Source organism: Lishizhenia sp. (genome assembly GCF_057456495.1).
Window position 1 is genome coordinate 1 of the sequence record NZ_JBVCPV010000109.1, and the last position, 10304, is coordinate 10304.

Genomic DNA, 10304 nt, shown 5'->3' on the forward strand with positions numbered 1-10304 from the left:
GATAAAAAACTCTTGTTAGAAGAGTTCAAAGAAGAAACACATAAAGCCATTGATAGGGGGATTTCTTTAAATCCAATTTTAAACTCCTTTCAATCTACAGTACGCCAATACAACATATCCAAAGAGATCATAGACACCTTTTTACATTCTATGGAAATGGATTTGACCAAAGAATTTTACAGCCAAGAAAAGTATGAGCAATACATTCTAGGTTCCGCAGAGGTAGTAGGATTGATGTGTTTAAAGGTATTCGTGCGTGGTGATGAAGCGGAGTATGAACGCTTAAAATCTCCAGCCATGAAGTTGGGATCCGCTTTCCAAAAAATCAATTTCTTAAGAGATTTAAAAGCAGATTACCACGAGTTAGGGAGAACTTATTTCCCAGGGGTAGATTTAAAAGAATTCAACGATGTAATCAAGAAGCAAATCGAGGCAGATATTGCCATAGACTTTGAGTTGGGTTATAACGGAATTATGCAATTACCTAAGAATGCGAGGTTTGGAACCTATATGGCCTATATATACTACTATAAATTGTTCAAAAAAATCAAAGAAACACCGGCTAAGGTGATCTTAAATCAACGTATTCGTATTCCTAACAACAGAAAATACGGGCTTTTTATATCTTCTTATCTCAGACATAGTCTTAACTTAGTGTAATAGATGAGCGAACAGATTATTTTAGTTGACGAGGAGAATAATTTTTTAGGTGAAATGGAGAAAATGGAGGTGCACGAAAAAGGGCTCCTTCATCGTGCTTTCTCGGTAATGATTTTCAACGATAAAAGAGAGGTTTTAATTCATAAACGCGCCAGTGATAAGTATCATTGCGGTGGTTTGTGGACCAATGCCTGTTGTTCTCATCCTAGAAAAGATGAAACGATAGTAGAAGCCGGAAAAAGACGTTTACAAGAGGAGATGGGATTTAGTTTACCAGAACTTAAGGAGCATCATTCGTTTATATACAAAGCACCCTTTGCCAATGGTTTAACCGAACACGAACTCGATTTCTTACTTACAGGAAGATACAATGCAGCTCCACTTCCGAATCCGGAAGAGGTAGAAGATTGGAAGTACATAAACGTCCAAGATCTACGAAAAGATATAGCTTTGCATCCTGACGATTATACACCATGGTTTCGCATCATCATGGATGAACATTTGGAAAAAATAATGGCAGGATTATAGACCTGTTAGATGAATATATGAGATTGAAAATCTGTAGAAGAGAAACGTTTAACGCCGCACATAGATTAAACAATCCAAAGTGGGATGAACAAACCAATTTGGAAGTATTTGGAAAATGTAATTCTCCCAACTATCACGGGCACAATTACGTACTCGAAACCTATGTAAGTGGCGAGCCAGATCCTGAAACGGGATACCTGATGGATTTGAAAGTTTTAAAAGAAATTATTAGAGGAGAAGTGTGTGAACGCTTTGATCATAAAAACTTGAACTTAGATACGGAGGAATTCAAAAATTTAAACCCTACTGCGGAGAATATAGTAATGGTTTGTTACCGTTTATTGCGCGAAAAAATTGACCCTAAATTGGGATTGTATTTAAGGTTGTATGAAACGCAAAAGAACTGGGTAGAATACGGAGAAGAATAAAATATTTCTAAAGCCGAACTTTTCTTTGAAACGGGTGTTAATCAAGCGACACGAGAAAGTACAGAGAGATGAATATATTTTGGCACAGAAGAGATTTACGTATAGATGATAATGCTGGGTTGTACAAAGCACTCAAATCGAGTGATGAGGTACAGCCCATTTTTATTTTTGATACCAATATTTTGGACGAATTGCCAAAGGATGATCAACGTGTTGTTTTTATTCATCAAGAGTTACTCAGATTAAAGGCAGAGTATCAAAAGTATGGTGGAGATTTGTGGGTTTTTTATGGGACACCGCAAGACGTCTATCAGAAATTGATAAAAGAACAAAAGCTGCAAGCCGTTTTTACCAATAGAGATTACGAACCTTATGCAAGGGAAAGAGATGCTCAGTTACATGAGCTTTTCAAGGAGGAAGGTGTGGAGTTTGTCGGTGCCAAAGATCACGTGATATTTGAGAAAGATGAAGTATTGAAAGACGATGGTACGCCCTACAAAGTTTACACCCCTTACATGAGAAAATGGAAAGAGAAGCTCAATGAATTTTATTCCTCATCTTATCCCACAAGAAAGTACCTAAGTGCCCTGAATCAAGTTAAACCCAATCCTATTATTAGCCTAGAGAAGATGGGTTTTGAGAATGAACAAACGCAAGAATTTCCTTCACGTGAATTTCCTAAAAGTATAGTAAAATCTTATCACGATAACAGAGATATACCGGCCATTAAAGGGACGAGTCGATTAAGTATTCACTTGCGTTTTGGTACAATCTCTATACGCGAGCTCTCCCGTTTTGCGCAACAACACAATGAGAAATATTGGAATGAATTGATTTGGAGGGATTTTTACCAAATGATTTTGTTTCACTTTCCAACATCCGTAAATAAAGCGTTTAAACCTGAATACGATAAAGTGCAATGGCGCAACAATAAAGAAGAGTTTGAATTGTGGTGCAAAGGAAAAACAGGTTACCCTATGGTAGACGCCGGGATGAGAGAACTCAATAAAACGGGCTTTATGCATAACCGTGTTCGTATGGTAGTGGCGAGTTTTTTAACCAAACACCTTTTAATTGATTGGCGCTGGGGAGAGGCCTATTTTGCGGAGAAATTGTTAGATTTTGACTTAGCCAGCAATGTTGGGGGGTGGCAATGGGCCGCGAGTTCTGGTGTTGATGCACAACCCTATTTTCGTATTTTTAACCCCGAAAGTCAGCTCCAGAAGTTCGATAAGGATGAACGATACGTTAGAAAGTGGATTCCAGAATACGGCACTTCCAAATATCCTTCGCCTGTGGTAGAACATAAAATGGCGCGACAAAGGGCATTGGATGCCTATAAATTTGCTTTAAACAAATCATGAAAATAGGAGAAAAGTTACCCAATCTTAGACTGAAAACCCACCAAGAAACCATTATTCATACGCTTTCTTTAATCGGTGAAAGCAAGTTATTATTCCTAGTTCAAAGTAAGGAGGAGGAAGTTGAAGAAATCTTGCTGGAGAATTTTGATACACTGGTAGATGCAAATATTGAAGTGTATGTACTGAACTATTTGTCTCCCAAAGAAAATTTAGAACTTCAACGTGCAAAAGAATGGCCCTTCACTTTTATTTCAGATGAGAAAAAGGAACTAACAAAGGCATTGGGAGCTAAAAAGAGCTTGTTGAATAGTAAGCCTGATCAAATATTCTTGTTAGATAGGGATGGGAGTTTACAACGCAGTTGGAAAAATAATGCTTTTGACATTCGTGAACTTTTCGGGGCATAATCCCTGTCTTTCTTCCTGTGTATCCATTTTCTTATGTGTAATTCTTTATTTTTGTTGACGTGGAAAACTACAAGGAAGAAATAAAGTTTAAGCTCAAAACCCTACCCGAAAAACCGGGGATTTACCAATATTTTAATGATAAAGGAAAAATCATTTATGTTGGGAAGGCCAAGAACCTTAAGCGTAGAGTAACTTCCTATTTTACCAAAAATCATGATACGGCGAAGACAAGAATACTTGTGCGCAATATTCGTGATATAAAGTATATTGTAGTAGACACAGAATTGGATGCCTTGCTCTTGGAAAATAACTTGATAAAGAAGTATCAACCCAAGTACAACATTCAATTAAAAGATGATAAAACCTACCCGTGGATTTGTATTAAAAATGAACCCTTTCCTCGAGTCTTTAGTACGCGTCGCATCGTAAAAGATGGTTCCCAATATTTCGGTCCATACCCCTCGGTAAAGGTAATGAACACGCTCTTGGAGCTGATTCGAGAATTGTACCCTATACGTACCTGTAACCTCGATTTACATCAGAACAAAATAGAGGAGAAGAAGTACAAAGTGTGTTTAGAATACCACATTGGGAATTGTTTAGGGCCATGTGTAGGTAAAGATTCTCAGAAGAATTACGATGAGTATATTAAGCAAATCAAACACATTGTAAAAGGGAATATTTCTTCTTTGATCAAGGATTTGAAAGAGAAGATGGCACTTGCTGCAGAACAATATGCCTTTGAAGAAGCTCAGAATTACAAGCTGAAAATTGAATCTTTAGAAAAGTACAAAGCTAAATCAACGGTGGTTTCTCCAGTCATCGACAAGGTTGATGTAATTACCATGTTGCAAGACGAGAAAAGTGCTTTTGTAAATTACTTGATGATTGCCAACGGAGCCATTATCAATGGATTTACCGTAGAGGTAAAAAAGAACATGGCCGAAACCAAAGAAGAGATTTTGGCTTATGTGCTTTTGGAAATGCGCGAGCGTTTCAAGAGTATTTCTAAGGAAGTTTTGGTAGAAGAAGATTTGAATTTAGAGTTTGATGAATTTAAGTTCTTTGCACCACAACGCGGAGATAAAAAGTATTTGATAGATCTGTCTTTAAAGAATGCGCGTTTCTTCCAAATGGATAAATACAAGCAAGAGAAAATCAAAAATCCAGAGAAGCACGCCAACAGAATTTTAGAAACGATTCAAAAAGATTTCCGTTTGCAAGAATTACCAGTGCACATGGAATGTTTCGATAACTCTAATATTCAAGGAACCAATCCTGTTTCTGCTTGTGTGGTGTTTAAAAATGCCAAACCCAGTAAAAAGGATTACCGTCATTTTAATATAAAAACCGTTGTAGGTCCAGATGATTATGCTTCTATGACAGAGGCCGTTTACAGACGTTATAAGCGCTTATTAGATGAAAACGAGCCCTTGCCTCAGCTCATCGTGATTGATGGAGGTAAAGGTCAATTAGGCGCTGCATTGGAAGCCTTGGAGCAATTAGACTTACGTGGAAAGATTGCCATCGTTGGTATTGCCAAGCGTTTGGAAGAAATTTTCTTCCCAGGAGATAGTTTGCCTTTGTACCTCGATAAAAAATCTGAAAGTTTAAAGGTGATACAACACATGCGTAACGAAGCCCACCGCTTTGGTATTACCCATCACAGAAACAGAAGAAGTAAAGCTGCTTTGGTTTCCGAAATCACGCAGATCAATGGTATTGGTCCCAAAACCCAAGAAGATTTGATGAAGGCGTTCAAGACCATTTCTAACATTAAAAAAGCCAAAAAAGAAGAAATAGAAAGCATCGTTGGTTTTTCTAAGGCCAAGTTGATTTGGGAGTATTTTCATTAGTCCCCTAGACCAGGTTGTTCGCAACAGTCTCAAATTTGTTGAAGCGCTACCCCTTCCATCCTTGGTGGAGTTAATTCTTTGCCTTCAAATTCCTTATATCCAATAAGAAATCCAAGTCTTCTTCGAGCTTATTACCGATAACTAATACATTGACAGATATTAAGTTTTCCAGCTGTTCAATGGATCGTAAACCACCGCCTACTACGAGGGGTAAGGTGGTTTTTCCTTGCAAGGCCTTTACAATTTTCGGATCAACACTTTCTGTGGCACCAGAGCCGGCATCTAAATAAATGAGTTGTTTGCCCTGTAATTCTCCGGCAATCGCCGTATTGGTTATCAAAGAGATTTGATCTTGCGGTAGGGGAGTAGTTTGACTCACATAAGCCACCGCGCTTTGTTTTCCACCATCAATCAATAAATAAGCAGTAGGAATCACTTCCAAATTCATAGCCTTGATATCTGCAGCATTTTGTATGTGTTGTCCAATCAAATATTCTGGGTTTCTGCCGGATAAGAGACTTAAATAGAGCATTGCATCAGCATCTTCTGAAACTTGATGATAATTACCGGGAAACAATACCACAGGAATTAAGGTAAGTGCTTTCAAGGTTCTAACCACAAAATCTAATTGCGTTTTATTCGCCGTACTTCCACCCACAAAAAAGTAGTCTATCCCAGCAAATTCTGCCTTTTTAATCAAATCTCGTAAGTATTCAACGTCCTGACTCTTCTCTGGATCTATCAGTACAGCAATCTGCCCAGTTCTGGCTTTGATTTGATTGAGTAGCCTAGTTGTCATAATCGAAATAAGCTTCAGCGTTTACAGAGATTACAAAATCCTTATGGGTTAAAATTTTCATTTCAACGCGTCGGGTTAAAAAGGGATTGATAATGTTCCCTATCCAGTTTTCATCATCAATTTTATGCAGCAACAATTGCTTGGCGAATATGATTTCTTTTCGTCCAGCCAATTTATAAAGGGCTTCTTTTGCACTCCAAACTTTGATCATTTCTTCCGTGGAGTCTAGATCTAAGGAAGCTTTTTCTTTCTCACTTAAAAACTTGTGTTTTACGCGGTGGACCTTTTCTCTGATGGGTTCTAAATCCAATCCTACAGCGTGGTGTTTACAAAAAGCAAGTCCAACCACATTGGTAGAATGAGAAATGGAAATATAACCTTCTCCTTCTATATAAGGTGCTCCAATGGAATTGTACAGAATTTCATCGTTCCCAAATTTGGTAGTTCTCAAAACTCGGGTAGCCACGTACTCTCTTCTTCGGTTAGGATGCGAGAAAGTAGCGAGTTTATCTAGTTCTTTGGGAAGTAAATTGTGTAAATGTTCATCAATTGGAAAATCTTTATAGAACATTAAATGAACTTCCACATCATTGATAGCTATTTTTTCGAAGGTAAACACGGGGAAAAGATAAGAAATCTTTGGTGTTTGAAGGTAGAGAGCTGTGTGAATATCTATAATTTGATTTATTGGTTGTAACAATTCACGTTTGCTGCGTTACGCTTAAAAACCTAAATAAATGAAGTCAATAATCTGTGTGTGCTTACTACTGTTCTCAGGAATTACCTTTGGACAAGAAACCCAAACATTCTCTTTTTATTTTGAATCAAATAGAGCTACGTTTTCAAGCTTAGAATTCAAGAAGGTAGCGCAATTATTGGATACAGTACTTGTGCAACAGATAAAAATTACTGCAAGTTGTGATGATGTGGGAAGCGTAAAAAGCAATATGGTTTTATCTCAAAAGAGAGCAGATTTTGTAAAGTCTTATCTCGTAAATAACCTAATGCTAGAAGGTCATAAAATTGAGACCCAAGCTTTGGGAGAAATAGCATTAAAAGATTCAACACTATCATTTATTGAACAAAGAAAAAACAATAGGGTGGCTACCTTGAGGGTAAGTTATAACCTGAAGCAAAAACGAGAAGGATTAGATAAAGCAGAGCCTATAGTTGAAAAGAAAAGCGTTGCGTTAACAAATGTTGTGAAAGGGGATAAAATAAGATTAGAAGCAATACAGTTTGTAGGAGGGAAGGATGAGTTTTTAAATTCTGCTTACCCAATTTTGAATGAGCTGTTGCGTGAACTAAGGAATAATCCAGAAGTAAAAATTGAAATACAAGGACATGTTTGTTGTATGAAAGATGGAGGAGAAGGGGTGAATTTAGTTACAGGTAGAAAGACCTTGTCTGAAGATAGAGCAAAGGCAGTTTATGATTATCTCGTGCAAAGAGGAATAGAAGAAGATAGACTGAGTTATGTAGGGTTGAAAAGTAAATACCAAACAGGAATAAATAACCTCGCAGATAGACGAGTAGAAATATTGATAAAATAATTAGCTACTCTACAATTTTAGCAGCAATTGACACGTGATAGTTAGAGCATAAGAACGTTTCATATGTAGAGTGTAAAAAGCACCTCACTTTGAGGTGCTTTTTGATAATCGTCTATTTGAGCAAAGATTTTCTCTTTCATCCACCACGTTAAAACATCTTCTACTGGAAGTTGTAAGTGTTTTGATAGGGTAATTATTTGAAGCTTTGTTGGAAGGAGTTTACCATTTTCAAATTTGCTGATTAAGGCTTGATCTATTCCACTAACTTGTGCCAAGTCCTTAACTTTCAACTTTAAATGGTTACGTTGTGTTTTAAGGATATTCATTTTTATTGACTTATTAGTTCTTGACAAATTCAGTCAATATCATTTGGTCTTCCAAAAAAAAGAGAGTCCCTTAAAAAGAGACTCTCCATATATATTGCCAGCCTAACTATCTGTAAAAACAGGAAATTAGGACAGAGAAATCCGCCGAAGCGGATATAAATTACATCATTCCTGGCATTCCACCTGGCATACCTCCTGGCATTCCTGCTGGTGCACCTTCTTCTTGTGGTTCATCTACAATTACACATTCTGTAGTCAACAACATAGAAGCGATAGAAGCAGCGTTTTCGATAGCGATACGCGTTACTTTAGTTGGATCAATAACTCCAGCAGCGTAAAGGTTTTCGAATACTTCAGTTCTTGCGTTGTAACCAAAGTCATCTTTACCTTCTTTCACACGTTGAACGATAACAGCTCCTTCACCACCTGCGTTAGCAATAATTTGACGTAAAGGCTCTTCAATTGCTCTTCTTACGATAGCGATACCTGTAGTCTCGTCGTCATTAACTCCTTCTAAGTTTTCGATAGCGTCTACTGCACGAATCAAAGCAACACCACCACCTGGGATGATTCCTTCTTGAACAGCGGCTCTTGTTGCAGCTAATGCGTCATCAACTCTATCTTTCTTCTCCTTCATCTCTACTTCAGTAGCAGCACCTACGTAAAGAACAGCAACTCCTCCAGCTAATTTAGCCAAACGCTCTTGTAATTTCTCTTTATCGTAGTCAGAAGTTGAAGCTTCCATTTGCACTTTGATTTGCTCTACACGTGCAGTGATTGCTTCTTTTTGTCCAGCTCCGTTAACAACTGTAGTGTTGTCTTTGTCGATCTCAACTTTTTCAGCAGTACCCAACATATCAACTGTTGCGTTCTCTAAAGTAAATCCTCTTTCTTCAGAGATTACTTGTCCACCTGTTAAGATTGCGATGTCTTCTAACATTGCTTTTCTTCTATCACCAAATCCTGGAGCTTTAACTGCAGCAATTTTCAGTGATCCTCTAATTCTGTTTACTACCAAAGTAGTTAAGGCTTCACCATCAACATCTTCAGCAATAATTAATAAAGGTTTTCCAGATTGAGCAACTGGCTCAAGTACAGGAAGTAAATCCTTCATGTTAGAGATTTTCTTGTCGTAGATAAGGATGTATGGATTCTCCAAATCAGCGATCATTTTCTCTGTATTTGTTACGAAGTATGGAGATAAGTAACCTCTGTCGAACTGCATACCTTCTACCGTTCTTACTTCAGTTTCTGTTCCTTTCGCTTCTTCAACAGTAATCACACCATCGTTTCCAACAACTTTCATTGCTTCAGCAATCAATGATCCAATCATCTCGTCATTGTTTGCAGAGATAGAAGCAATTTGTTTGATTTTATCGTTATCAGAACCAACCTCTTGAGATAATTCTTTCAATTTAGCAACGATAGCCGTAACTGCTTTATCGATACCTCTTTTCAAGTCCATTGGGTTTGCTCCTGCTGCAACGTTTTTCAATCCTGCAGTAATGATAGCTTGTGCCAATACAGTTGCAGTAGTTGTTCCGTCTCCTGCAATGTCTGCAGTTTTAGAAGCAACTTCTTTTACCATTTGTGCTCCCATGTTTTCAGTTGCGTCTTTCAACTCAACTTCTTTGGCTACAGTAACACCATCTTTAGTTACGTGTGGAGCTCCAAATTTTTTGTCTATTACAACGTTTCTTCCTTTTGGTCCTAAGGTTACTTTCACTGCATTTGCTAATGCATCAACACCTTTTTTTAATTTTTCTCTTGCTTCTACGTCGAAGTAAATATCTTTTGCCATTGTCTTAATTTTTTAATTAACCGATGATTCCGTAAATGTCTGCTTCTCTCATGATAAGGTAAGTCTTACCTTCTAATTTGATCTCAGTTCCTGAGTACTGACCATAGATTACGCTATCGCCAACTTTTACCGTCATAGGCTCGTCTGGTTTACCATTTCCGGCAGCAACGATAGTTCCTCTTAATGGTTTCTCTTTCGCTGTATCTGGAATAATAATTCCACTTGCTGTCTTTTCTTCTGCAGGCGCTGGCTCTATAAGAACGCGGTCTGCTAATGGTTTCATTAATGACATATCTATTTGTGTTTATGTAAAATTTATATGGTGCTCCTTGTCGAAAAATATGCCAAAGCATATTTGACAGTTGAAAGCAAAAAAAATGTCAGTATGCGTGACATACTGACATTTTAAAATATTGTTTAAGCCAAATAAGAATGACGAAATGCCACGCTTATTATTGAGCTCCTCCTTGTTCTCCTGCTGGAGCTTGAACTGGCTGTTCTGTTTGTGTTGCTTCTTCTTGTTGAACTGGTGCGTCTTGTCCTTTGTAAATCATTGTCATTACAATAGATAAAACTCCGATA

12 protein-coding genes are annotated in these 10304 nt (G+C 37.6%); 7 read left to right on the top strand and 5 right to left on the bottom strand.

The window, feature by feature from the left end; all coding sequences use genetic code 11:
• From AC22ZQ_RS08950 to uvrC, 6 genes are all read left to right on the top strand, one after another.
• Positions 1-660, top strand: a 660-nt coding sequence (locus tag AC22ZQ_RS08950; protein WP_318958441.1) for a phytoene/squalene synthase family protein, incomplete at its 5' end; no start/stop codon positions are given.
• 3 nt (positions 661-663) lie between these two features.
• A complete protein-coding gene (gene idi, locus AC22ZQ_RS08955; RefSeq protein WP_318958442.1) occupies positions 664-1188 on the top strand; it encodes an isopentenyl-diphosphate Delta-isomerase in 525 nt (174 codons plus the stop codon).
• Between the two features lie 17 nt (positions 1189-1205).
• Positions 1206-1616 (top strand): 6-pyruvoyl trahydropterin synthase family protein, encoded by a 411-nt coding sequence (locus tag AC22ZQ_RS08960; RefSeq protein WP_318958443.1) that lies wholly within the window; start codon positions 1206-1208, stop codon positions 1614-1616.
• A gap of 68 nt (positions 1617-1684) precedes the next feature.
• Positions 1685-2980, top strand: coding sequence for a cryptochrome/photolyase family protein (locus tag AC22ZQ_RS08965; RefSeq protein ID WP_318958444.1), 1296 nt, complete (start codon positions 1685-1687; stop codon positions 2978-2980).
• Positions 2977-3387, top strand: a complete 411-nt coding sequence (locus AC22ZQ_RS08970; protein WP_318958445.1) for a peroxiredoxin family protein — start codon at positions 2977-2979, stop codon at positions 3385-3387. Before AC22ZQ_RS08965 ends, AC22ZQ_RS08970 begins: the two co-directional genes overlap by 4 nt.
• 59 nt (positions 3388-3446) lie before the next feature.
• Complete coding sequence (uvrC, locus tag AC22ZQ_RS08975; RefSeq protein ID WP_318958446.1) at positions 3447-5243, top strand: excinuclease ABC subunit UvrC; 1797 nt, start codon at positions 3447-3449, stop codon at positions 5241-5243.
• A gap of 70 nt (positions 5244-5313) precedes the next feature.
• Here uvrC and AC22ZQ_RS08980 read toward each other — a convergent pair whose 3' ends face one another.
• Together AC22ZQ_RS08980 and AC22ZQ_RS08985 are read right to left on the bottom strand one after the other, a co-directional pair.
• Positions 5314-6042: a phosphoglycerol geranylgeranyltransferase gene (locus AC22ZQ_RS08980; RefSeq protein ID WP_318958447.1), complete on the bottom strand. Its 729-nt coding sequence runs from the start codon at positions 6040-6042 to the stop codon at positions 5314-5316.
• The gene (locus AC22ZQ_RS08985; RefSeq protein WP_318958448.1) at positions 6032-6661 is read right to left on the bottom strand and encodes a 4'-phosphopantetheinyl transferase family protein; all 630 of its coding nucleotides are present in this window, start codon (positions 6659-6661) and stop codon (positions 6032-6034) included. The genes AC22ZQ_RS08980 and AC22ZQ_RS08985 overlap by 11 nt, the downstream gene beginning before the upstream one ends.
• Positions 6662-6779: 118 nt before the next feature.
• On the opposite strand from AC22ZQ_RS08985, the gene AC22ZQ_RS08990 reads away from it, so the two are divergent.
• Positions 6780-7595: an OmpA family protein gene (locus AC22ZQ_RS08990; RefSeq protein ID WP_318958449.1), complete on the top strand. Its 816-nt coding sequence runs from the start codon at positions 6780-6782 to the stop codon at positions 7593-7595.
• Between the two features lie 59 nt (positions 7596-7654).
• Here the strand turns inward: AC22ZQ_RS08990 and AC22ZQ_RS08995 are convergent, their stop codons facing one another.
• From AC22ZQ_RS08995 to AC22ZQ_RS09005, 3 genes are all read right to left on the bottom strand, one after another.
• A complete protein-coding gene (locus AC22ZQ_RS08995) occupies positions 7655-7921 on the bottom strand; it encodes a helix-turn-helix domain-containing protein (RefSeq protein ID WP_318958450.1) in 267 nt (88 codons plus the stop codon).
• A gap of 160 nt (positions 7922-8081) precedes the next feature.
• Positions 8082-9722, bottom strand: coding sequence for a chaperonin GroEL (gene groL / locus AC22ZQ_RS09000; protein WP_318958451.1), 1641 nt, complete (start codon positions 9720-9722; stop codon positions 8082-8084).
• Positions 9723-9738: 16 nt separating this feature from the next.
• A complete protein-coding gene (locus tag AC22ZQ_RS09005; RefSeq protein WP_318958452.1) occupies positions 9739-10014 on the bottom strand; it encodes a co-chaperone GroES in 276 nt (91 codons plus the stop codon).
• Positions 10015-10304: the final 290 nt, after the last annotated feature.

Coding starts and splice junctions, on each gene's coding strand:
- AC22ZQ_RS08965 (WP_318958444.1), top strand. CDS start 1,685: ATGAATATATTTTGGCACAGAAGAGATTTACGTATAGATGATAATGCT.
- AC22ZQ_RS08990 (WP_318958449.1), top strand. CDS start 6,780: ATGAAGTCAATAATCTGTGTGTGCTTACTACTGTTCTCAGGAATTACC.
- idi (WP_318958442.1), top strand. CDS start 664: ATGAGCGAACAGATTATTTTAGTTGACGAGGAGAATAATTTTTTAGGT.
- AC22ZQ_RS08970 (WP_318958445.1), top strand. CDS start 2,977: ATGAAAATAGGAGAAAAGTTACCCAATCTTAGACTGAAAACCCACCAA.
- AC22ZQ_RS08960 (WP_318958443.1), top strand. CDS start 1,206: ATGAGATTGAAAATCTGTAGAAGAGAAACGTTTAACGCCGCACATAGA.
- AC22ZQ_RS08980 (WP_318958447.1), bottom strand. CDS start 6,042: ATGACAACTAGGCTACTCAATCAAATCAAAGCCAGAACTGGGCAGATT.
- AC22ZQ_RS08995 (WP_318958450.1), bottom strand. CDS start 7,921: ATGAATATCCTTAAAACACAACGTAACCATTTAAAGTTGAAAGTTAAG.
- AC22ZQ_RS09005 (WP_318958452.1), bottom strand. CDS start 10,014: ATGTCATTAATGAAACCATTAGCAGACCGCGTTCTTATAGAGCCAGCG.
- groL (WP_318958451.1), bottom strand. CDS start 9,722: ATGGCAAAAGATATTTACTTCGACGTAGAAGCAAGAGAAAAATTAAAA.